The sequence below is a fragment of the Streptomyces sp. NPDC047315 genome, assembly GCF_040643215.1.
Classification (GTDB): Bacteria; Actinomycetota; Actinomycetes; order Streptomycetales; family Streptomycetaceae; genus Streptomyces.
In genome coordinates this window covers 98930-120401 of sequence record NZ_JBEYTZ010000012.1, presented here as the reverse complement: position 1 = coordinate 120401, position 21472 = coordinate 98930, and the positions used below count along the sequence as shown (strand labels likewise).

The 21472-nt window shown below is 71.9% G+C and carries 28 protein-coding genes; 4 read left to right on the top strand and 24 right to left on the bottom strand.

What is annotated here, in order from left to right; translation table 11 throughout:
* Positions 1–71: 71 nt before the first annotated feature.
* The 14 genes from ABZ842_RS16385 to ABZ842_RS16320 form a co-directional block, all read right to left on the bottom strand.
* A complete protein-coding gene (locus tag ABZ842_RS16385; protein WP_361537347.1) occupies positions 72–1049 on the bottom strand; it encodes an ATP-binding protein in 978 nt (325 codons plus the stop codon).
* Positions 1046–1888: a PD-(D/E)XK nuclease-like domain-containing protein gene (locus ABZ842_RS16380; RefSeq protein WP_361537346.1), complete on the bottom strand. Its 843-nt coding sequence runs from the start codon at positions 1886–1888 to the stop codon at positions 1046–1048. The genes ABZ842_RS16385 and ABZ842_RS16380 overlap by 4 nt, the downstream gene beginning before the upstream one ends.
* The gene (locus ABZ842_RS16375) at positions 1885–2151 is read right to left on the bottom strand and encodes a hypothetical protein (RefSeq protein WP_361537345.1); all 267 of its coding nucleotides are present in this window, start codon (positions 2149–2151) and stop codon (positions 1885–1887) included. The genes ABZ842_RS16380 and ABZ842_RS16375 overlap by 4 nt, the downstream gene beginning before the upstream one ends.
* Positions 2148–2711, bottom strand: coding sequence for a hypothetical protein (locus ABZ842_RS16370; protein ID WP_361537344.1), 564 nt, complete (start codon positions 2709–2711; stop codon positions 2148–2150). Before ABZ842_RS16370 ends, ABZ842_RS16375 begins: the two co-directional genes overlap by 4 nt.
* A gap of 37 nt (positions 2712–2748) precedes the next feature.
* A complete protein-coding gene (locus ABZ842_RS16365) occupies positions 2749–3282 on the bottom strand; it encodes a VUT family protein (RefSeq protein ID WP_361537343.1) in 534 nt (177 codons plus the stop codon).
* A complete protein-coding gene (locus ABZ842_RS16360; protein WP_361537342.1) occupies positions 3279–4157 on the bottom strand; it encodes a hypothetical protein in 879 nt (292 codons plus the stop codon). Before ABZ842_RS16360 ends, ABZ842_RS16365 begins: the two co-directional genes overlap by 4 nt.
* The gene (locus ABZ842_RS16355) at positions 4154–4645 is read right to left on the bottom strand and encodes a hypothetical protein (protein ID WP_361537341.1); all 492 of its coding nucleotides are present in this window, start codon (positions 4643–4645) and stop codon (positions 4154–4156) included. The genes ABZ842_RS16360 and ABZ842_RS16355 overlap by 4 nt, the downstream gene beginning before the upstream one ends.
* Positions 4642–4785 (bottom strand): hypothetical protein, encoded by a 144-nt coding sequence (locus ABZ842_RS16350; protein WP_361537340.1) that lies wholly within the window; start codon positions 4783–4785, stop codon positions 4642–4644. Before ABZ842_RS16350 ends, ABZ842_RS16355 begins: the two co-directional genes overlap by 4 nt.
* On the bottom strand, positions 4778–5011 hold the full coding sequence (locus ABZ842_RS16345; protein ID WP_361537339.1) for a hypothetical protein: 234 nt from the start codon (positions 5009–5011) through the stop codon (positions 4778–4780). The genes ABZ842_RS16350 and ABZ842_RS16345 overlap by 8 nt, the downstream gene beginning before the upstream one ends.
* The gene (locus ABZ842_RS16340; RefSeq protein ID WP_361537338.1) at positions 5008–5199 is read right to left on the bottom strand and encodes a hypothetical protein; all 192 of its coding nucleotides are present in this window, start codon (positions 5197–5199) and stop codon (positions 5008–5010) included. The genes ABZ842_RS16345 and ABZ842_RS16340 overlap by 4 nt, the downstream gene beginning before the upstream one ends.
* Positions 5196–5870, bottom strand: coding sequence for a hypothetical protein (locus tag ABZ842_RS16335; protein WP_361537337.1), 675 nt, complete (start codon positions 5868–5870; stop codon positions 5196–5198). The genes ABZ842_RS16340 and ABZ842_RS16335 overlap by 4 nt, the downstream gene beginning before the upstream one ends.
* A complete protein-coding gene (locus ABZ842_RS16330) occupies positions 5867–6697 on the bottom strand; it encodes a hypothetical protein (protein WP_361537336.1) in 831 nt (276 codons plus the stop codon). The genes ABZ842_RS16335 and ABZ842_RS16330 overlap by 4 nt, the downstream gene beginning before the upstream one ends.
* 98 nt (positions 6698–6795) lie before the next feature.
* Positions 6796–7143, bottom strand: a complete 348-nt coding sequence (locus ABZ842_RS16325; protein WP_361537335.1) for a helix-turn-helix domain-containing protein — start codon at positions 7141–7143, stop codon at positions 6796–6798.
* A gap of 11 nt (positions 7144–7154) precedes the next feature.
* Positions 7155–7391, bottom strand: coding sequence for a helix-turn-helix transcriptional regulator (locus tag ABZ842_RS16320; RefSeq protein WP_361537334.1), 237 nt, complete (start codon positions 7389–7391; stop codon positions 7155–7157).
* Positions 7392–7569: 178 nt separating this feature from the next.
* Here ABZ842_RS16320 and ABZ842_RS16315 point away from each other — a divergent pair, with 178 nt between their 5' ends.
* The 3 genes from ABZ842_RS16315 (at position 7570) to ABZ842_RS16305 (ending at position 10619) form a co-directional block, all read left to right on the top strand.
* Entirely contained in the window at positions 7570–8007 is a 438-nt protein-coding gene (locus ABZ842_RS16315; RefSeq protein WP_361537333.1) for a hypothetical protein, read from the top strand.
* Between the two features lie 501 nt (positions 8008–8508).
* Complete coding sequence (locus tag ABZ842_RS16310) at positions 8509–9894, top strand: integrase (protein ID WP_361537332.1); 1386 nt, start codon at positions 8509–8511, stop codon at positions 9892–9894.
* A gap of 257 nt (positions 9895–10151) precedes the next feature.
* Positions 10152–10619, top strand: a complete 468-nt coding sequence (locus ABZ842_RS16305; RefSeq protein WP_361537501.1) for a hypothetical protein — start codon at positions 10152–10154, stop codon at positions 10617–10619.
* Positions 10620–10702: 83 nt separating this feature from the next.
* Here ABZ842_RS16305 and ABZ842_RS16300 read toward each other — a convergent pair whose 3' ends face one another.
* The 5 genes from ABZ842_RS16300 to ABZ842_RS16280 all read right to left on the bottom strand — a co-directional run bounded on the left by ABZ842_RS16300 (position 10703) and on the right by ABZ842_RS16280 (position 15540).
* Positions 10703–11920 carry a histidine kinase gene (locus tag ABZ842_RS16300; protein ID WP_361537331.1) on the bottom strand — a complete coding sequence of 406 codons (1218 nt, stop codon included), beginning with the start codon at positions 11918–11920 and terminating at the stop codon, positions 10703–10705.
* On the bottom strand, positions 11917–13695 hold the full coding sequence (locus tag ABZ842_RS16295) for a cation acetate symporter (RefSeq protein ID WP_361537330.1): 1779 nt from the start codon (positions 13693–13695) through the stop codon (positions 11917–11919). Before ABZ842_RS16295 ends, ABZ842_RS16300 begins: the two co-directional genes overlap by 4 nt.
* Positions 13696–13783: 88 nt before the next feature.
* On the bottom strand, positions 13784–14164 hold the full coding sequence (locus ABZ842_RS16290; protein ID WP_361537329.1) for a hypothetical protein: 381 nt from the start codon (positions 14162–14164) through the stop codon (positions 13784–13786).
* A 130-nt stretch (positions 14165–14294) separates the two neighbouring features.
* The gene (locus ABZ842_RS16285) at positions 14295–14567 is read right to left on the bottom strand and encodes a hypothetical protein (RefSeq protein ID WP_361537328.1); all 273 of its coding nucleotides are present in this window, start codon (positions 14565–14567) and stop codon (positions 14295–14297) included.
* Positions 14568–14736: 169 nt separating this feature from the next.
* On the bottom strand, positions 14737–15540 hold the full coding sequence (locus tag ABZ842_RS16280) for a LytTR family DNA-binding domain-containing protein (protein WP_361537327.1): 804 nt from the start codon (positions 15538–15540) through the stop codon (positions 14737–14739).
* A 253-nt stretch (positions 15541–15793) separates the two neighbouring features.
* Between ABZ842_RS16280 and ABZ842_RS16275 the strand changes: the two genes are divergently transcribed.
* On the top strand, positions 15794–16471 hold the full coding sequence (locus ABZ842_RS16275; RefSeq protein WP_361537326.1) for a zf-HC2 domain-containing protein: 678 nt from the start codon (positions 15794–15796) through the stop codon (positions 16469–16471).
* Positions 16472–16601: 130 nt separating this feature from the next.
* On the opposite strand, the gene ABZ842_RS16270 is transcribed toward ABZ842_RS16275, so the two are convergent.
* From ABZ842_RS16270 to ABZ842_RS16250, 5 genes are all read right to left on the bottom strand, one after another.
* Positions 16602–17462, bottom strand: coding sequence for a DNA-formamidopyrimidine glycosylase family protein (locus ABZ842_RS16270; protein WP_361537325.1), 861 nt, complete (start codon positions 17460–17462; stop codon positions 16602–16604).
* A 37-nt stretch (positions 17463–17499) separates the two neighbouring features.
* The gene (locus ABZ842_RS16265) at positions 17500–18351 is read right to left on the bottom strand and encodes an amidohydrolase family protein (RefSeq protein ID WP_361537324.1); all 852 of its coding nucleotides are present in this window, start codon (positions 18349–18351) and stop codon (positions 17500–17502) included.
* 8 nt (positions 18352–18359) lie between these two features.
* Positions 18360–18671 carry an L-rhamnose mutarotase gene (locus tag ABZ842_RS16260; protein WP_361537323.1) on the bottom strand — a complete coding sequence of 104 codons (312 nt, stop codon included), beginning with the start codon at positions 18669–18671 and terminating at the stop codon, positions 18360–18362.
* 13 nt (positions 18672–18684) lie between these two features.
* On the bottom strand, positions 18685–19683 hold the full coding sequence (locus tag ABZ842_RS16255; RefSeq protein ID WP_361537322.1) for an aldo/keto reductase: 999 nt from the start codon (positions 19681–19683) through the stop codon (positions 18685–18687).
* Between the two features lie 235 nt (positions 19684–19918).
* On the bottom strand, positions 19919–21286 hold the full coding sequence (locus tag ABZ842_RS16250) for a wax ester/triacylglycerol synthase family O-acyltransferase (RefSeq protein WP_361537321.1): 1368 nt from the start codon (positions 21284–21286) through the stop codon (positions 19919–19921).
* Positions 21287–21472 lie beyond the last annotated feature (186 nt).

Genomic DNA, 21472 nt, shown 5'->3' with positions numbered 1-21472 from the left:
CGGGGTTGAGCGAGGGTGGCGTGGGGGGTATGAAGGGGTTTAGGTGGGGCGGGCGCCGCGGCGGGCCCACATCACGCGCCTCCGGTGGCCTGTTTGAGAGCGCTACCGCGCTCCTTGATGTAGTCGCCGAGGCTGGCCGGCGCCCCCGTGCCCGGATGGAGCAGCGGGGTTGCGATCAGGCCCCGAGATTCGACCTCCGCGTACAGACCGAGAAGCCCCTGGTAGGTGGCCTGCGGGTCCAAGGCACGGTCGATGTACGCGGCTGGGTCGGCCGGGGTGGCGCCGTCGTTGAGCCAGTCGAGGAGCGGCTTCGCGATGTCCATCGCACCGGACGGCGAGGTGATGACCTTGCGGTGGAGCGCCGGGCAGCGGGACTTCAGCACGGTGAGCGTGTTGTCGATGTCCATCGAGCAGACCAGGCCGAACTCGTACTCCACGCCCTTGCGCTGCTCGGCGCGCATCCCCATGGCGACGGGCTCTTTGCGACCCCGGTCGTTTTCCTGAAGGACCCACTCGGTGTGGGAGCGCATGGTGACGACGACGTGCCCGGGATAGGCCAGGAGGGCGTCGATCATGTCGTTCTGCATCGGGGTGCCCTCCTTCCATCCGGCGAAGGAGTTCCCGCCATAGCGGGACTTGGCTTTGTCGACCTGCTGGAGGGTGCCGTCGGTGCCCTTCCAGAAGTGGGAGAGGGAGTCGACGACGATGACCGGGTACTCGCGCTGCGCCGCTGCGGCGAGGGCTTTGACCAGGTCGCGCGGGTCGTAGCGGTGCATCTGGAGGGTGTCGAAGCGGACGCCGTTGATGCCGACGTACAGGGAGGCTGCGCCGCGTTCGGTGTCGATGACGGCGAACGGCGCGTCTCCGGCGAGGCCGTGGGCGATCGAGAGGCTGGTCCAGGTCTTCCCGGACCCCGAGACGCCCTGGACTGCGATACGAGCCTTGGCCTTGTCCTTGGTCGCGGGCCGGAACGTGAACGGGGCGTCATCGAACTCGTCAGCGGCGGGGCGGCGGCCGATGTGGGTGGGCGGAGGGAGTTGCTGGTTCACAGGTTCTCCTGAAGCTGTCGTTCGGCCCACGGGGGCATCGAGAGGTAGGTCGTGCCGGTGGCGTAGCCGGGCCAGTCGCCGGTCTCCCGGCAGTGGACGTAGCGGTCGAGGGCCTGGGCGTTGCGGTGGCGTCCGGCTTCGGCGAAGAAGAAGTCCAACTCGACGACGGTGACGACGTACGGCGGTTCCTTCTCCTGGCAGACGAAGGTCATCGGCACGTCGCGGTCGAGGAGCCCGAGTTCGGCGGCGCCGTCCCGGTACCACTCCTGCTGCTGGTAGTAGCCGTGCTCCCAGAACGCCTTCGCCAGGTCCGCAGGTCGGGCCGACCGCACGGTCTTGTAGTCGACGATCTGATCCGGGCGGAGCCAGTCCAGCCGCGCTCGTCGCCACACTCCGTACTGCGGGTCGGGCCAGAACAGGGACTGCTCGGCCGCCCCCGAGCCGGGGGCGAACAGTTCGGCGGCCTCCGGCTCGGCGGCGAGCGCTGCGGCCATGTCGTCGATCTTCTGCTTTGCGGCCTTCTTCAGCGGGATGTTCCCGGCGGCCCGGATCTCACGGACCTTGGCTTTGATCTCGTTGGTGTCCCAGCGGTCGCCGTCGACGACGACCAGTTCGGGCCCGTCGCCGAGGAGCACGGTGTGTGCTGCGGTGCCGAACTCCAGCGCGGGCTTGTACGGTTCGGGGTGATCGAGGAGGTATCGGAACTTCGCTGGGCAGTCGAGGAGTCGGCGGGCGCCGGTCGAGGACAGGCTGCCGCCGGGGATCGGGTCGGCGTGGTAGGTCTCGGCGGGGATGTCGTACACGCCGGGCGTCACCTCGGGCGGTGCGATGGTCGTCATCGAGCGCCCCTCCTGGTGTAGTAGCGCCCGTTGTGCGGGCCGCGGGTGTCGAGGTGCCCGAGGCGGGCGAGGTGTTCGAGGTCCCGCCGTGCGGTGCCCCGCTGCGTGTCCGGGCTGCCGGTGTTGCGCCGCCAGGTCTGGACGCGGCCGGTGGACCACTGGCCGCCGTCGGCGCGGATCGCGGCGAGGAGTTGGGCGACGCGGGGCCGAAGCGCGGGCCCGGCGGCCGGGGCCGAAGCCCCGGCCAGCGCGGTGTTCGTCATGCGGACCTCCCGAAGAGGGACGGGGTGTGGTGGAGTTCGCCGAGCCAGTCGGCCAGGCGGGCCAGGTTCTTGTCCGGGCCGAACGCCAGGTAGGTCCCGTCGCAGCTGTCGCAGCCGAACCACTCAGCGGTGCGCAGCCGGACCAGCGAGTTCACGCGCCCCATGTGGACGCCCTTGCCGCGCTCACGGGCCTCCCGCGCCAGGCGTTCAGCGACCGGGCCGGTCTTCCACTCGGTGGACCCGGCGAGGAACAGCACGTCGATGTGGTCCCAGGGGATGCCGAGGGCGTCGCATCCGTCCTGCGCAGCGAACGCGGCCGGGACCCCCAGGGCCTGGATGCGGGGCAGCCACGGCGCGGACTCGGCCAGCGTGCCCGCCGCGTCGAACGGCACGTCGGGGGCCACGGCCCACAAACAGCGGTCAGGCCCGTAGCGGGTAACGGTGCGCTCCAGCCACGCGAACCACGCGTCGGCGCCGGGCCAGCCCTTGCCGAACTTGCCGTTGTCGCACGCGAACCACGCGCCGTCGGGGATCCGGTTGCCCTGCGCCGGAGTCGTCATACAGCCGATCAACCCGGCGGACATAGCGGCCCGCACGTCAGGCCCCGAGGGAGTGCCGAGGTACAACACGACGCACCCCCCTCACCGAGAGCACCGCCACGGTCGGAAGGACGGTGGCCCACACGACCTTGCCGACGAGCTGCCCACCGACCACCGGCACCGAGACGGAGAACCCGGCCAGCCACAGGAACAGCAGGGTGTCCACCACCGCACCCACGGCACCGGACGCCAACACAGCCCCAGCCCAACCGCGGGACCGCAGCGGCGTGTAGACGGCCATGTCCGCTGCTTCGGCAACGAGGAACGCGGTTGCCGAGGCGACAGCCAGCGCGGGCGCGGTGACCGCGGTCAGCATCGTGCCGGCCGCGATCCCTGCCACGGCCCACACTCGACCGCACGTGTCCTGCACCCAGTCCCGGGCCAGGAACGCTGCCCCCGCGGCGAGAGTGCCCGCGGTCGCGGTGAGCCCGAACCCGATAGGGATGAGGCCGTAGCGGGAGGTCAGCCAGTTCGCGGTGCCGATAGTCGTGGCGTAGGCAGCGACAGCGGCGACGGTGCGCACGGCGCTCATGCGGCGTCACCGCCCTGCGCTGCGGCGGCGGAGATCTGCCGCAGCCGGTCGCGGCCGTCGGGGGCGGCGGCCAGGTCGCGGGCGGCGCCGTACGCGGGGTACGCGGCTGCGAGCCGGCGGGAGTGCTCGTCGTCCGCGTACGACCAAGCGGTGAGCAGCTGGCGGAGGTAGCCCCCGGGCGGGTAGCCGGCGGGGTCGCGGTACTCGTGCCACAGGACGTGCTCCGCAACCTCGGGCGGGATGGTCACCGGCTCGGCAGTGGGGTCCCAGCACGAGCACTCGACGATCCCGGGGTGCAGCTCAGACGGCCCGACGTAGGTCGCCGAGGTGTCGCCGGTGCCCCGGCAGATACCGCACTCCGGGTCGGGCACGGCACCCACCGGCGGGGTGGTCAGGGCGCCGAGGGAGTTCAGCGCGGCGTGGTCCTCTTCGGTGAACTCGTCGTCCGACACCATCTGGTTGAAGGCGAGGTCGAGGGCGAAGGCGAGGATGCGGCGCTCGGCTGCGGTCAGGAGCGGGCGAGGGTACGGCGTGCACCACCTGGCGACCTTGGCCCGGGTCTCCTCGTCGAGGAGGAGCGCGACCGGGCGTCCCCCGGCTGCGATGGCGCAGATGGTGAGGAGCGGGTCATCCTCCGGCGCGGGCTCGATCGCCGTGTCGAACCGGTCGACGATTAGCGGCTCGTCGCTGGGGAGTGTCGCGGTGTTGTTGTCGCGGACGGCGCCTCGGGAGATCTTCGACGCCATGATGTCGAGAGCGTCGGCCTGAAGGGCGTGCTGGCGGGACGTGGTCGAGCGGTATTCGCGGGCCTTCTTGCCCAGCCAGGCGGTGATCTCGGCGTCCCGCTCGGCGCGGATCTCGTCGCGGGCGCTCATCGGGCACCGCCCTGCGCGGCGGTCGGCTGGTGGTCGGGGCACGGCTGGCCGGTGGCCAGTGACCGGCCGCAGGGCACGACGGCGGGCGCCGGGCTGGCCTCGGTGGCCATGGCGCGCAGCCGGTCGGCCAGTCCTTCGAGGGTGCCCGTCATGGTGCCCTTGGCTTCGGCTCCGATCGCCGTGTTCAGCAGCAGCGGGATGCCGGACTCGACCGCTGCCGCGGCCTCCCGAAGCGTGGCGGCGCGCACCTCGGCGTGGTCTGGTGCGGCCTGTGGGAAAGCGCCGTCCAGGTAGCTGCGGATCTGGGCCGCGTCGTGCTCGGTCAACTCGGCCCGCAGCAGGTTGCTGCTGCTGCCGTTGTACTTGGGGCCGGCCAGCCGGTACCCGTCCCCGGCCCCCTGCTCGTCGAGGCGGGAGATGCTGAGCTGGAGCCCATCGGTCCAGCCGTCGCGGTCGACGTCGACGACGACGATGCGGTGGGTGGTCATCGGGTGGTGCCTCCGGTCGTGGTCGTCGTGGTGGTGGGCGCGGGCGCGTCGGGGCGCCAGGCGCCGTAGCGGCTGTAGCCGTCCTGCTCCATGGCGATCTGAGCCGCGTCGGGCGTCTCGTCGAGGTCGTCGTCACGCACCGGGCGCCTCCTCGACAGCCGTGGCCACGGCCTCCCACTCGCGGTACGCGTCGAACGAACCGCTGCGGGGCTTCTCGTCGATGAGCGCGGTCGCTGCGGCGAGAGCCAGGGTGGCGTGCACCTGCGCGGCAGCGAGCGCGTGCCCGGGGTCGTCGCCTCTGAGGGCGTTGCGGCTGGCGGACGCCAGGTGCGCCTCGGCCTCGCGGTAGTGATCGGGTCCGGTCATCGGGTGCCTCCCGGGCAGTCCGAGCAGCGGGAAAGGGACGAGGGCAGCAACCGGCCGCAGGAGCACGTGTCCAGCGCGGGGCGCGACAACACCCCACGGGACGCCCACGGGCGGGCGGGCAGCCGGTCGATCGCGACGATGTCGACGAGGGACAGCACCACCACGGCGAGCAGCAAGAGCACGATCACGGCAGGTCACCCGCCTCGGGGTCCACGTGGGTCAGCCTGATGCCTGCCGAGTGCCCCTCGACCATCACGACCGCCGCACCGTGCCCGAGCGTCCACGCGACGCTCCGGGTCCGCGTCTTCAGCGGCGCGTCGTCCCGCGTCCCGGGGTAGGCGTGGACGCGGGTCCCCACCGGGTACCGCTCGTTCCAGTCCTCCGCGCTCAACCCGGCCGGCTTCGCCTTCAGCCCGGCGGTTCGGTCCGCCGCGTCAGCCCAGGGCTGCACGTCCTCCAGCAGCCGGTCCACGCCGGCGACCTGCGCCGCCAACGTCGCGCACTGCTCCCGCAGCCGGACACCCCGCGCCACCGCCGACTTGTGCGCCAGCCGCAGCCGCTGGTTGTCCTGCTCCTCTTCCCACCGGGCCAGGCAGGCGCCCGTCCGATCGTCCTCAGCCTGGTCGAGCGCAGCCCGCAGCCGGGCCACCTCGTCACGCAGACCAACCGCGATCTCCGCCAGCGCCCGCTCACTTCCGCAGCACGACCGGCGCACCACGGGACGCCCGAGGTACTCCTCCAACCGCGCCTCGAACGACGTGCGCTGCGGTGACTCGGCCGGCTCGGCGTGCCCGAGCGGCACCGGCAGCGCACCCAACTCGGCGACGGCGCGCGCCCGCTCAACGTCCCGGGCGCTCACGACGCCACCTCCGTGGCGTCCCCGGCAGCCTCCAGGACCGCCACCACCGACGCCGCAGTACGCGCAGGGATCTGCTCCCACGCCTCGATGTGGCCCTCCAGGCGGAACACGTCGTCCCGGAAGTGCGGGCCCTCGCCGTCGACCTCCAGCCGCAGCGCCAACGTGGCGATCGCCTCGTCCGCGAGCAGCGAGTCCCGGTGCGGGTCGCCCGTCACCGCGCACTTCAGCGCGGCCACGATGCTCATCGGCCGCAACGCGTGCGGCTGCGTCATCTCCCGGTCGAACGCGTCCGGGACGTAGTCGTAGGGCCAGTGGCCCTGGCGGGCGATGATGCGCGCTGCGCTGCGGAGGACCTGCGGCAGCGTCGTCGCGCGCCGCGTCGGCAGCGACACGCGGACCGTGCGCCGGCCGTCGATCAGGTGCAGCAGCGCGATCGCGGCCGGCTGCCCCGTCACCGTGGCGCGGGCGGTCAGCGCCTCCACCGGCGCCTCGGCGGCGGCGACGATCGCGCGGGCCACCTCCGGGAGCACGAACGGCGCGTCGTCCGCGCCGAGCTGGAGCCCCAGCAGGCTCACCAACTCGGCGCCGCGCATCCGGTACGCGTCGATGAGAGCCACCGGGCCGGCCAGCGTGCGGCCGTGGTCGTAGCCGAGCGGCCGGCGGCGGCCGTCGACCTGCTCCAGGTACGGGCCGGCCAGCGCGAGCACGTCGGCGCGCACGTCACCGGACGCGCCGTCGTACGCGGCCAGCGCCACGAGGACCAACGGCGGCTGCGGCGACTGCGGAGCCGTCGAGACGACGGCAGAGGTCTGAGACGATGGAGACATGCGTCTCCTCCTGTCTTGATCGGGTGTTCGATCGGATGGGGTGATGCGCAGGGGTCGCGCGGACCGGACAGGGTCTGCAGCGGCCCCGACCTATGCGGTCAGGCGGCGCGCTGCGGTGCGCTTCGAGCGCGTCCTCGGCGCGGGGCCGGGGCGGCGCCGACACGGTCGGCGTCGTAGAGGTGGTCGAGGTCCTCGCGGCTGACGAGGATCCGTCCGGTGGGCTTGCCCTCCGAGTTGCGGCGGCGGCTGTGCGGGAGGGTCCCGTCCTTGATGCGGCGTCGGACCGTCTTGACGCTGCACCTGCGGAGCCAGGCGGCCTCGCGGAGGGTGAAGTAGGGGGAATTCAGGTCTTCGGGCCTCTTCGGCTGGTCGACGAACTTCTTCGGCTCGACCGCCTCCTGCTCCAGCTCGTCAACCGGCTCGTCCACGGGCCTGTCGGTAGCCACGGCGTGTCCTTTCACGTGGGTTCCTCGCTGTCGGCGAGGAGGTCTTCGTCGGTGGCTGCGAGGGCGGCACGGAGGCGGACGTACAAGCGAGGGCTCATGCGGTTGCGGTCTCCTCGTTCGAGTTTCCGCAGGTAGCTAGGGGTGCAGCCGATCTGTTCGGCCAGGGTTCGCACGTCGAGTCCGGCTTGCTTGCGCGTGTCGCATATGGCCGTCCCCTTCACCTCGAAGGTGGTGAGGGCTTCTTGCATACCCAGACACTACCCACACCCTCCACCCATGTCTACCCCTGAACTACCCACACTGTGCCCACAAATGGACAGCCGAGTGACAATCACGGCCGTGACCTGGGGGTATCTTGGGGTGACTTTCGGCCCAATCGGGGGCTAGTCCTAGGTGGTCCCGGCCAGTCCTGCCAAGATGAGGGGTATGGCCACCCCCTACGACGAGCAGCAGCGCCAGACCCTCGCCACGGCAGCGAAGCGCCGCCGGCACGAGCTCGGTCTCGCCCTGAACGACGTCAACGCCCAGCAGGGCGGCACGTCAAAGAAGACCTGGCAGCGCGTCGAAGCCGGGTTCAGCGTCCACCTCACCAGCTACACCAAGATCGACAGGCTCTTGCAATGGGCCACCGGCGGCTGCGTCGGCATCATGGAAGGCCGCGACCCCATCCCCATCCGCGCCGCCACCACGGACAGCACCGCCACCATCGCGGCAGTCGACCCGGAAGCAATGGAGAAGGTGGACCAGCAGGCACGTGAGCGAGTCCAACTGGTAGCGGTCGCCACGACAGACCTCAACGCGGAGCAGATCCGCGAACTCAGCGAGCGCATCGTCGAAGACTTCCGTAAGCACGGCCTGATTTGACCTAAACTTCACCAGCCGCCCTACAACCCTGCTGACTTCAGCCATCCCCATCCATGCCTGGCGAAAATTCTTCGCCCTCTTTGGGCACGACGGGTCCCAACTGGGCACGTTCATGGCAGAGTCGGTAGAACCCTTGGAGGCTCCCGAACAACCGAGGTAGGGGGGCCAATGCTGTACAAAGGCGCGCTCACGGTCGACTACGGGCTCGGGTTCCATGGCCAGGCCATCAAGATCGATGACGGGATCGTCTGCGCGGTCCCTCGCCAGCAGCAGTCTCAACCCGACAGCCGAGATCGGGACATCATGCGGGAACTGGTGAGGGGCTTGGGAGGAGAATGCGGCGACTGCCGCCTGTGCCGAATCGGCCGAGGCGACTGAGCCCGACGCGGACGCCCGGCGGTAGGGGTACCTGCCGGGCACCGCGCCCCTTCAAAGGAGGCACACATTCCTGCGCATCAGCATCAGCACGTCTATGTGGAATGGCGCGGCGGTACCTGTCGCGTGAAGTGGTGGACCGGCGAGTACCTGGCCAGCGGGAAGAGGCGCTTCGAGTCGAGGGGTGGCTTCACCGACGAGGATGAGGCGTTCACCTACGGCCAAGACCAGATGTATGAGATTCGGCACGGCACCCACGTCAGTAACCGTGACGGCTCGACGCTCATGACGGACTGGTTGGACGATTGGTTGGAGTCGATCGACCTTGCCCACCTCTCCCTTCGGAACTATAAGTCGATCATTAACAAGCACATTCGCCCGAGGTACGAGAACAAGACAGTTGCAGACGTCGACCTCATCAGCACTCGGGCGTTCAGGAAGCACCTGAACAACTCCGGGCTACGTAAGAGCAGCATCCAGAACATCTGGATGGTCTTCGGAATGGTCATGGACGACGCTGCTGCTGCCGGCCTGTGTAAGACGTCCCCCGTGGAGCGTCAACGGCGTCGAGGGAAGTACACGAAGAAGCCGCGTGAGCGCAAGAAGGATATGACTGCCACCGCGGTGAACCAGTTGGCGCTGAACGCCAACGCGCGCTGGGGCTATGCCGGCTACGTGTTCATCTGGACGATGGCGCTGACAGGTATGCGCCCGGCTGAGCTCTTCGGTCTCACACGCGAGTACTGCTACCCGAACTGGCCCGCTTCCGACCCTCGAAATGATCCCGACGAAGAGGATCGGTACGACGAGGACGTGGTTCGGTACGGACGCGGCAGCGAACTGATGCCGGCGATCCGTGTGGAGCAGCAAGTCCAATACGAGGACGGCAAACTGCTCTTCTTCCCGCCTAAATACGGGTCGAAGCGAACCCTCGTCATCCCCCCGTTTCTGGCCCAACTTTTGGAGAAGCTCCTCGAATCGCATGAGCAGTCCTGGGTGTTCCCTGCTCCTGAGGGGGGATGCCTCGGCAGGATCGCATTCAGCAAGGTGTACTGGCGCCCAATCGCCGACGGCTGCGACGCCTTGAACGGCCCACGGGGGCAGCGCCCGGCAATAGAGGCCGTCCCCTCGTTCCAGGGGCGGCGTCTGTACCTGATCCGTCATGGCCACAAGTCCTGGCTCGACGAGGACGGTCATGCTCGGTTCACGGTGGAGACGAGGATGGGGCACGAGGTTCCCGGCGTCGAGGGGACATACAGCAGTGTGACGGTGCCGATGGAGCGGGCTGTCATGGATGCACTACAGAAACGGTGGGAGGGGCTCGGCGACGTGGAGTGTGATCCACCATCGCCTGGTGCCGTGCGTCTGTCCATCGCGTCGCTGGTACGTGCGGCAATAGCATCGGGTGTCGAAGGGTGGAGAGACGTCTTGGCTGAGGTGCGCCGGGTACGGCCGGAGGTTTCGGAAAGGACCGTCAAGAGGACTGTGCAGCATGTACGGTCCAAGGGCTGAGGGGGCCTACTCCGGCCCGGCGCACGGTTTCCCAGTTGTTTCCCATTTCCTGGGGTGGAGCCGACGGCGATGCTGGTCAGGGCGGCTGACGGCGTCGATTTCTCAATATCACGGTGAAGTTGAGTAAAGACCCGTCCCCAGCCGTGCTACTCGGAGGAGGCTCGTCTCCGAGTCAAGAGAAGGTCGCCCGGAAGAAGGTGGGAAGGGTGCAGCCCGAACGTACGAACGGCACCAGCGGAGAGGCGCTGGCCATCCCCATGGCGTGGCTATGCGCCGAGTACATCGCGGACGAGGTGTTGCGCACCGGCGACCTCGTCGACGTCGGCACGTTGGAGTACCGCGCCGGTCGCCAGACGCTGGCGCTGACGGTGTACCTCTGCGACGGCGCCGACGAGGTGGCCGGGGTGCAGGCGGTGGCGCGGATCGAGGAGTGGCTGAACCTCACCTCGTACGACCACCCCTGGGCCGCGTGGGTGGGCGAGCAGTTGGCGACGCGCGAGGAACGCGCGCGGGAGGCCGGCGGACCGGCGGGGCCCGACCTCGCCCTGGCCCGGGAGTCCTGGCGCTGGCTGCGGCAGACCGAACTGCTCGCCACCGACCTCGGCGACGAGGGGCCCCGGCGCTCCTCGGACGCGCCCCGGACCGTGGACGAGGACACCCGGTCGTGGACCCCGGCCTGGCAGCTCGGGCTGCCGCTCAGCCATCTGGCGATCCATCTCTTCTGACCCCGCGGTTTCGGCTCTCGCCGCTTCCCGGGCGCCCGCGCACGGGCGGCCCGCCCGCCGGACCCGATGCCGCCGGCGTGCGGTCACGGCGCCCTGCGGCCGGGTGACGAGTGCACCCCGGCCCGGTACTTGGGCACCCGGACCGTGATCTTCATTCCGGCGCCGACCCCGGTCTCGATGACCAGTCCGTGGTCGTCCCCGTACACCTGGCGCAGCCGCTCGTCCACGTTGGACAGGCCGATGCCGGACGATGCGGTGCGCTCCCCCGCCAGGATGCGGCGCAGTTCGTCCGGGTCCATGCCGACGCCGTCGTCTTCGATGGTCACCACCGCCTCCGCGCCCGCGTCCTGCGCCGCGATCGTGATCCGTCGCTGGCCCGTGGAGTCCTCAAGACCGTGCTTGACCGCGTTCTCCACCAGCGGCTGGAGACAGAGGAAGGGCAGCGCCACCGGCAGCACTTCCGGTGCGACCTGGAGGGTGACCTTCAGCCGTCGGCCGAAGCGGGCACCGGCCAGGGCGAGGTACTGCTCGATGGAGCGCAGTTCGTCGGCGAGCGTGGTGAACTCGCCGTGGCGTCTGAACGAGTAGCGGGTGAAGTCGGCGAACTCCAGCAGCAGTTCCCGCGCCCGCTCGGGGTCCGTGCGGACGAACGAGGCGATCGCGGCGAGCGAGTTGAAGATGAAGTGCGGTGAGATCTGGGCGCGCAGGGCCCGGATCTCGGCCTCGATCAGCCGGGTGCGGGAGCGGTCGAGCTCCGCGAGTTCCAGCTGTACGGACACCCAGCGCGCCACTTCGGTCGCCGCCCGCACCAGCACGGCCGACTCCCGGGAGCCGTACGCCACCAGCGCCCCGAGCACCCCCTGGTCGCCGGTGAGCGGGGCGATCACGGCCCACCTCAGTGGGCACTCCAGGTCTTCGCAGCGGGTCTCGATGCTCTGGCTGCGGCCCGAGTCCAGCACCGCCCCGACGCGGGCCATCACCCGCTGTTCGTGGTGGTCCCCGCCCGACCCGTCCCAGGCCAGCACCTTCTCCCGGTCGGTCAGGCACAGCGCCTCCGTCCCGAGCAGGGAGCGCAGTCGGCGGGCGGCCTTGCGCGCGGTGTCCTCGGTGAGCCCGGCCCGCAGCGGGGGCGCGGCGAGGGAGGCGGTGTGCAGGGTGTGGAAGGTGGCGCGCTCCACGGGCGTGCCGAGGTCGAGGTCGGCGGTGGGGCGGCGGCCGGCGGTCAGTCGGCCCAGGGCGACGCCCGCGACGAGGAGGACGGCCCCGGCGGCGGCCAGCGCCGCCAATCCCGTACCGGTCATCGTTGGTCTCCCTCTGCTGCGGCGGGGCCCTCGGGTGCGTGCGGCGCTTCGGGGTGCGGCTGCGGCCGGCCGCCGGCCAGGTCCTCCGGCAGGTGCAGCCGGGCGAGGATCGCGGTGGTGTTCGCGGGCACGTGCCGCGCGGTGGCGAGCGACACCAGGACCATGGTGAGGAAGCCCAGGGGCACCGACCAGACCGCGGGCCAGGCCATCAGGGTGTGGGCCCAGCCCTCGGGCGGGAGCCCGGCGCGGGTGGCCATCACGGCGGTGAGCGCCGAGCCGCCGCCGACGACCAGGCCCGCCGCCGCGCCCGGCGGGGTCAGCCGGCGCCACCAGATGCCGAGGACGAGCAGCGGGCAGAACGAGGACGCGGAGACGGCGAAGGCCAGTCCGACGGCGTCGGCGACGGGCACGTTGGTGGCCACCACGCTCACCGCCAGGGGGACGACCATCGCGAGGACGGTGGCGAGCCTGAAGTACCGCACGCCCCGGGACGGCAGCACGTCCTGCGAGATCACCCCGGCGACGGACATCGTCAGCCCGGAGGCGGTGGACAGGAAGGCGGCGAAGGCGCCGCCGGCGAGCAGCGCGCCGAGCAGGTCCCCGGCGACCCCGCCGACGACCCGCTCCGGCAGCACGAGCACCGCGGCGTCCGCCTGGCCGGTGAGGGAGAGTTCGGGCGCGTAGATGCGGCCGAGCGCACCGTACACGGGTGGCAGGAGGTAGAAGGCGCCGACGAGTCCGAGGACGACGAGGGTGGTGCGGCGCGCGGCGCGCCCGTCGGGGCTGGTGTAGAAGCGGACGGCGACGTGGGGCAGGCCCATGGTGCCGAGGAAGGTGGCGAGGATCAGCCCGTAGGTGGCGTACAGGTGGTAGCCGTCGCGTCCGCCGGACAGGGGTTGGGACCAACTCGCCGGGTCGGATCCGGTGGTGGTCCGCTCGGGGACCTCGGCGCCGGCGGGCAGGGTCAGGCTGGTGCCCGCGGTGACCTTGTGCGCGCCCTCGTCCAGGGTGACGTGCTCGTCGGCGTACGCGGTGCCGTCCACGGTGCCGTCGACGGTGAGGTGCAGGGGCTTCGCCAGTTCGATCCGTACGGTGTCGGCGACCTTCACGGTGGTGTGCTCACGCAGCACGGCGGGGGCGTCGAAGCGTGCGCGGGGCGCGTCCGCCGAGGCCCAGGCCGCGATCAGGAACAGCGCGGGCACGAGCAGCGCGGTCAGTTTCAGCCAGTACTGGAACGCCTGGACGAAGGTGATGCTGCGCATCCCGCCGGCCGCGACGGCGCCGGTGACGACGACGGCGACCACCACCCCGCCGACCCAGTTCGGGGCGCCGGTGAGGATCTCCAGCGTGAGTCCGGCGCCCTGGAGTTGGGGCAGCAGGTACAGCCAGCCGATGCCGACGACGAAGAGCGAGGCCAGTCGGCGCACGGCGGCGGACTCCAGTCGCGCCTCGGCGAAGTCGGAGAGGGTGTACGCGCCGGAGCGCCGCAGCGGGGCGGCGACCAGCACCAGCAGCACCAGGTAACCCGCGGTGTAGCCGACCGGGTACCAGAGCATGTCCGGTCCCTGCAGGAGCACCAGGCCGGCGATGCCGAGGAAGGAGGCGGCGGATAGGTACTCGCCGCTGATGGCGGCGGCGTTCAGACGCGGGCCGACGGTGCGGGAGGCGACGTAGAAGTCCGAGGTGGTGCGGGAGATCCGCAGTCCGAGCCCGCCGATGAGGAGGGTGGCGAGGACGACGACGGTCACGGCCGTCACCGCGTACGTCTGGTTCACCGGGCCCCGTTCGGGCGGTGGCCGACGTGCCCTTCGGCGGTGCTGGATATGAGGGGGTCGGCGGGGGCCTGGGAGCGTGGAGTCACGGTCAGCGGCCTTCCACGAGGCGGGTGAAGTCCCGTTCGTTGCGCTCGGCCCGGCGCACGTACCAGCGGGCGGTCAGCCACATCACGGGGTGGACGGCGACGCCGAGCGCGGCCCACACGAAGGGCTGGGGCGACAGCGAGTCGCCGTCGAAGGCGGCCGGGAGGGCGAAGAGCAGCGGGAGGGTGCCGACGAGCAGGGCGAGGGTGCCCAGTGCGTAGAGCGCGGAGCGCAGTTGGCTGCGCATCAGGGAGCGGACGTAGGTGGCGCCGAGGGTGGTCTGTTCGGTGATCTCGGACCGGGCGGGTGCGTGCCCGGGCGCGCGGCGGGTGCCCCGGGGCACCCCGGTGACCACCTCGCGGCGGGGCCGCTGCTCTGCAGACATCGTCGTCCGCTTCCTCGCCTCGTCGGGTGAGCCGCCACGGGCTCGGTCGGTCGTGGGGCCACGGAGTCTACGCAGGTGGGATTACCGACGGTAGACGTCGGCGCGAGCGGCGGACGGCGGGTGGCGGCCGTCAGCGGCGCGGGCTGGTGTCGTTCAGGTCCCGCAGGGCGATCTCCAGTTCGACGTAGGACTCCTCGGCCCTGCGGAAGGCGACTTCGAGTGCGGCGTCCGCGCGCGGACCGACGAATCCGCGGGCCGACTCCTGGACCCCGTACAGCACGTCGGCCCAGCGCCCGGCCGCGCTCTTGACCGCGGTGAGCAGTGCGTGGACCTCGTGGGCGCTGACGGCCGGGGCGTCCGGCAGGCCCCGCAGCTCCTTGAGCAGTGCTTCGATGTCGGACATCAGACCCCTTCGCTCTGCGATCAAGGCTAGGCGTGCTCGGAGTGCGCGGCGGGGGGCCGGGGGCCTTCGCTCGGTGGGCGGGGTCGGCGGATCGCCGGACGGACGTACGGGACGACGAACGGTCGGCGGCGTCCGGCGAACGGTTGGGCCCCGCCGCGGGGGCGATGGCTCAGCCGTGGGCCCTGCGCACCAGCAACTCCCTGAGCTGGCGGGCGTGCCGACGGCTGACGGCCAGCTCGGCCGAGCCGACCCGCACGGTGGTGGCGCCGCCGTCCAGGCGCAGCTCGTCGATCCGGTCCAGGGCGACGAGGTGGCTGCGGTGGATGCGGACGAAGCCCCGGGAGGCCCAGCGCTCCTCCAGGGTGGACAGCGGGATGCGGACCAGGTGGCTGCCTTCGGCGGTGTGCAGCCGGGCGTAGTCGCCCTGCGCTTCGACGTAGGCGATGGAGTCGATCGGGATGAAGCGGGTGACGCCGCCCAGTTCGACGGGGATCTGCCCGGTGCTGCTCTGGACGGGGCCGGGCGGGGGCGGGGCGGCGGGGCCCTGCGGCAGTTCGGTCGTGCGCGGTTCGCGGGCGGTGGCGGCGACCTGGTCGCGCACCCGACGGACGGCTTCCGCCAGCCGCTCCCGGCGCACCGGCTTGAGGACGTAGTCGACCGCCTTCAGGTCGAACGCCTGGACGGCGAAGCCCTCGTGGGCGGTGACGAACACGATCAGCGGGGGGCGGGCGAAGCGGGCGAGCAGTTTGGCCACGTCGAGTCCGGTGAGCCCGGCCATGTGGATGTCGAGGAAGACGACGTCGATGCCGTCGTCGCCGTCGGGTCCGACGTCGAGGGCGCGGGTGATGCGGCGCAGTGCGTCGGTGGCGTCGGTGGCTCCTTCGGCGCGGGTGATCCGCGGGTCGGAGCGCAGCAGGTAGAGCAGTTCCGCCAGGGCGGGTTCCTCGTCGTCGACGGCCAGTGCGCGCAGCATGGTGCGGAGTGTAGGCGGGGTGGCAGCGCCCGGCCACGGTCCGACGGCGGTCGGCCGGGAAGGGGGCGGCGCGGGCGGCACGGGGTGAAGGATCCGGGGAGGAAGAGGGGCTTCCGTGTCGACTTGAGCGCTTTCGGTTTCCGGTGCGTATACATCCATGGCCACGCGGGGCGGACGCAGTGGCACATCCGGCGCGTCCGATGCGTCACCGAAGAGCCGTGCCGAACCTGCCCCGAGAGGAATAGAGGACGTCGTGATCACCCCGCAGCGGCACGAGGACGTGGCGGCCTACGCGCTGGGCGTCCTGGAACCCGCGGACGCCCACCGCTTCGAGGACCACCTCGCGAGGTGCGGGCACTGTCGGGTCGAGCTGTGCGGGTTCGCGGCGACGGCCGGTGCACTGCGGGAACTCGCGGCGCTCGGCCCGGCGGGCGTCGACGCGCGTTTGACGCCCGCGTTGCCGCGACGGCTGGTCGAGGAGGTCGGGCGACGGCGGCGACGGGCCCGCGGGCGCCGTCGCAAGGTGGCGGTGGCGCTGCTCGCACTGGCGGTGGCGGTGCCCGTGGGGACGTACGCGGTCCGGACGAACGGGCCGCCGTCCGCGGCGCCGCGCACGGCGGAGGAGCGGTTCACGGCCGCCGACGCCGGTACGGCCGTCAGCGCGTCGGCGGCCGTGACCGGCCGCGCCTGGGGCACCGAGGTGGAGTTGCGCCTCACCGGGCTGCGGGGGCCGGCGGCGTGCCGACTGTTCGCGGTCGACCGCGACGGCGTAGAGCACCCCGTGCTGAGCTGGCGGGTTCCGCCGGGGGGCTACGTCGGCGGGAACGCGCTGGAGGTCCGGGGCGGCACGAACGTCCCGGCCGGGGACGTCGACCGCTGGGAGATCCGCGAGAACGGCACGGAACGCGTCCTGGCGACCTTGAGCAACTAGGCCCTCTCCGCGAGATCCCGCGCGGCTGGCCCCGGGAGCCCCACGCTCTCGCCGTGGCCCTTCTGGCAAGTGCCGCTGTCGTGCCTGCCGGGGCGGAAGGGACACACGGGTACGCCCACGTCCGGAGGGGCTACTTCAGGAGTCGGGACATGCGGCGGTCCGCGAGTGGTTTGCCGCCCGTCTGGCACGTCGCGCAGTACTGGAGCGACGAGTCGCTGAACGACACCTCGCGGATGGTGTCCCCGCACACCGGGCACGGCTGCCCCGCCCGCCCGTGCACCCGCAGCCCGCTCTTCTTCTCGGACTTCAGCCGTCCGGCCGCCACGCCCCGCGAGCGCTCCAGCGCCTCACCGAGGGTGCTGCGCAGCGCCTCGTACAGGGTGGTGACCTCCTCCTCGTCGAGGTTCTGCACCGGCTTGAACGGCGACATCTTCGCCGCGTGCAGGATCTCGTCGCTGTACGCGTTGCCGATGCCGGCGATCAGGCCCTGGTCGCGCAGGGCGCCCTTGATCTGCCGGCGCTCGCCGGCGAGCAGCGCCGCGAAGGCGTCCCGGTCGAAGTCCTCGGCCAGCGGGTCGGGGCCGAGTCGGGCGATCCCCGGGACCTGCGCCACGTCCCGGACGAGGTGGACGGCGAGCCGTTTCGTGGTGCCCGCCTCGGTGAGGTCGAAGCCGGCGCCGGAGACGAGGACGGTGCGCAGTGCGAGCGGGCCCTTGCCGGGGCGCGGCGGTGCGGCCGGGAACTCGTCGCTCCAGCGCAGCCATCCGGCGCGGGCGAGGTGGATCGCCAGGTGCAGTCCGCCCGCGGTGACGTCCAGCCACTTGCCGTGCCGCTGCACGGCGGTGACGGTGGCGCCCTCGACTGCGCTGAGCGGTGGGTCGTACGTCTTGAGGACGCTGATGTTCAGCGGGAGGACGCGGGCGATCTCCTGCCCCGTCAGATGGGCGTCAAGGAACTCTCTCAGGGATTCCACTTCGGGTAGTTCCGGCATGCGTCCAGGGTGCCGCAGTGGATGGGAAGCCGCAGGTTCACAGGGTGCGGAGCCCGTAGACGCGCTGCGCGGTGCCGGCGAAGACGTCGTTCCGTTCGGATGCGCTGAGGTGCTCGGTGAGGGAGCGTGCGGCGGCCAGCACCCGGGGGTAGGGGGCCGCGAGCCGGCACACCGGCCAGTCCGAGCCGAACATCAGCCGCGCGGGGCCGAAGGCGTCGAGGGCGGTGTCGGCGTAGGGACGTAGGTCGGTCGTGGTCCAGCGGTCCCAGTGGGCTTCGGTCACCATCCCGGACAGTTTGCACGCGGTGTTGGGGCGGGCGGCGAGCGCCCGCACCGCGCCCGCCCAGGGCTCCACCTCGCCGGCGGCGATCGACGGTTTGCCGAGGTGGTCGAGGACGAAGACGAGGTCGGGCAGGGAGTCGGCCGCGCGGACGGCCATCGGCAGCTGGTGGTGGCGGACCACCAGGTCGTACGCGAGGCCGGCGGCGGCGACGGCGGCGAGGCCGCGCAGCACCTCGGGCCGGACCAGCCACCCGGGGTCGGGCTCCTCCTGCACCTGGTGGCGGACGGCGACGAGCCGGTCCCCGCCGGGCAGTGCGCGCAGCCGGGCCAGTTCCTGCGACACGTCGGGCGCCGTCAGGTCGGTCCAGCCGACGACGCCGGCGACCAGGTCGCCCGCGGCGGCGAGCGCCAGCAGCTCGGGGGTCTCGTCGGCGACGGTGACGGTCTGGACGAGGACGGTCGCGCCGACTCCGGCGGCGCGGGCTTCGGGGGCGAGGTCGTCCAGGGAGAAGTCGCGGCGGAGGGGGGCGAGTGCGGGGCCGGTGATCCAGCCCTGGTCGCGTACGGACAGGTCCCACACGTGGTGGTGTGCGTCGACGATCGTCATCGGGCGGCTCACAGCTCCCAGACGACGGGCAGTCCGGCCGTGCCGCCGGCCGCCGAGTAGTCGTGGGCGACGTCGAGGAGGTCCGCCATCCGGGCCTGCCAGGCGATGTTGACGGGTAGGTGTTCGAGGGCGGCGAGCAGTCGCGGGTAGTCGGCGCAGTCGATCACGTGGAACAGTTCGGTGCCGCTGCGCCAGATCGTCCACGAGGTGGCGCCGGCCGCGCGGATCGCTCGTATCAGCTCTTCGGGGACGGCGTGGTGCGCGGCTTCGTAGGCGTCGATGCGATCGGCGCGGACCCGGGTGTGCAAGGCGACCCTCATCCTCGTAACCTCCTCAACCTCGTAACCTCCTCGTGCCCGCTTCCGCGGGTGGCGCGTCCAGCAGGCCCTCGGCGCGCAGTTCGTCCCACAGCGCGGGCGGCACGGGGCGGGCCAGTTGTGCGACGGCGTCGTGCACCTCCGCCGCGGAGCGCATTCCCACCAGGGCGCCCGCGACGGCCGGATGGCTCAGGGAGAACCGCAGGGCCACGGCGCGCAGCGGCAGGCCGTGGCGGGCGGCGACCTCCTGCATCCGCAGGGCGCGGTCGGTGAGGTCCGGCGGCGCTGGTGCGTAGTCGTAGGGGGCGCCGGGCGCGGGGGCGGCGAGCAGGCCCGAGTTGAACACCCCGGCGGCGATCACGGCAGTGCCGCGGGCTGCGGCCGTCGGCAACAGCTCCGCCAGCGCCTCCTGGTCCAGCAGGGTGAACCGGCCCGCGCACAGCACGACGTCGACGTCCGTGTCCCGTACGAAGCGGGTGAGCATCCGGGTCTGGTTCATGCCGGCGCCGATCGCCCTGACGACGCCTTCGGCGCGCAGCCGCTCCAGCGCCGGATAGCCGTGCCGCAGCGCCTCGTCCTCGTGGTCGTCCGGGTCGTGCAGGTAGGCGACGTCGATGCGGTCAAGGCCGAGCCTGCGCAGGCTGTCCTCGACGCTGCGGCGCACCCCGTCAGCGCTGAAGTCCCAGACGCGGGCGTGGTCGGCGGGCACGTCGAAGCCGTTGGCGAGGTCACTGCCGCCGCCCGCGGTCGGCCGCAGCAGCCGGCCCACCTTGGTCGAGAGGGTGTACGCGTCCCGGGGGCGCCCCTGCAGCGCGCGCCCGAGCCTGCGCTCCGACAGGCCGAGCCCGTAGTGGGGCGCGGTGTCGAAGCTGCGGATGCCCGCGTCCCAGGCGGCGTCGACGGCGCCCGCCGCGGTCGGCTCGTCGACGCGCCGGTAGAGGTTGCCGATGCCGGCGCCGCCGAAGGCCAGTTCGGTGATCCGCACTGCACTGCGGCCGAGCGTGCGGTGTCGCATCGCGCTGCGTCCCCTCGCCGTGGGCCCGTCGAACGACCGCCGGTTGCTCCGGTGCTCACCTACCCAGCCGAATATTCATCGGATCACTTCGCCTGTCAACGGCGAGTGGACGACCAGAATCCAGATCCCTCCAGCCACCACTCCGATGTCTCTTGCTACTCGGCCTCTTGACCACTCGGCCCTCGGTTGCTCGGCCTCTTGGATCCTCCCGGCGATCGCCGCCGGTCGCGGCGGGTCATCCCGCGCTGCCCAGCCGGGCCAACTCCGCCAACTCCTCCCCCATGCCGACCGCGATGCGGTCCACGTCGGGCACGGCCTTGGCGTCGACGACGAGTCCCACGTGGACCTGACCGCCGTACTGGGTGAGCGCCACCGCCAGCGACTGGCCGCGCGCCAGGGGCGCCATCGGATAGAGGGAGTGCAGCGGGCAGCCGCCGAGGGAGAGTTCGGTACGGGGCAGCGGCACGCTGGTCACCAGCAGGTCGAAGAGCAGCCGCGCGGCGCCGCCCGCCAGCGGGGCGCCGAAGCGGTGCGCGACCGGGGGCAGTTGGTCGGCGATCACCGCGAGCGCCCCGGGTCCGCGCAAGGGGCCGGCCTCCTTGTTGCGGTCCATGGCGGTGCGCACGGCGGCGAGCCGCAGGCCGGGGTCGGGCTCCCCGACGGGCAGGTCGAGCAGGTACCCCGAGAGCTTGTTGCCGGGGCCGAGGGGTGCGCCCGGCCGCCGTCTGGAGACGGGCACCAGGGCGCGCGGCCCCTGCGGGGGCGGGCTCTCGCCGCGCTCGACGAGCCAGCGCCGCAGTCCGCCGGCGACCGTGGCGAGCAGTACGTCGTTGGTGGTGCCGCCGACCGCCTTGCGCACCAGCCGCACCTCTTCCAGGTCGAGGACGGCCGTGCCGAGCCGCCGGGTGCCGCTGGCGGCGGCCGACAGCCACGGCAGTCCCCCGAGGTCGAGCCGGCTGGCACGGACCAGGGAGGCCCCGACGCCGACGGCCAGTTGCAGGTCGTCGATGCGGTCGCGGGCGGTGCCGACGAGCCGGCCGGGGTCGCGCAGCCACGAGCGCTCGGTCGGCTGCGGAGCCCGACGCATCCGCGCCCGGGCCCGGGCCCGCACCCCCCGCGGGTCCGCGACCTCGTCGAAGATGCCCGAGCCGATGGCCACCGCGCGCATCCCGTCCGCGAGTGCGTGGTGCAGCTTGACGAGGACCGCGAAGGCGCCGCCGGCCGCGCCGGTGATCAGATACATCTCCCAGGGCGGCAGGCCGCGCTCCAGGGGTCGCTCCATCAGCCCGCCGGCGAGCGCGGTGGCGCCGGCCGCGAAGTCATCGGCGGGCAGCCGGATCCGGTGGAGGTGGCGGGTGACGTCGAAGTCCTGGTCGACCGACCAGGCTGCCCCGCCGATGGGCAACAGGACGTCGTGCACCCTCCTGCGCAGCCGCCTGACGGCGCTGGCCCGGCTCGCGAGCAGGTCAAGGAGGTCGTCGGCGGTGGGCGGTGCGTCGTCGGCGGGGGTGAAGAGGGCGAGCGCGCCGAGGTGCATCGGGTGGCCGACGGACTCCATGCGCCAGAACGCCAGATCGAGGGGGGCGAGGGGCTCGCTGCTCACGGTGTCCTCACGTCAGTACCTCCGGTCCTCTGATTCCTCTCACTACAGCCAATTCTCACGAGCAGTCACGTTCAAGTGCGATCGTTTCACGGACAGTTAACACAGTTGCCGGACACGCCTCGCTGTCACGGACCCGTTACGTCCGGCCGTCGGACGGCGTGTCGACGCCGGCAGGTCGAGCTTTGA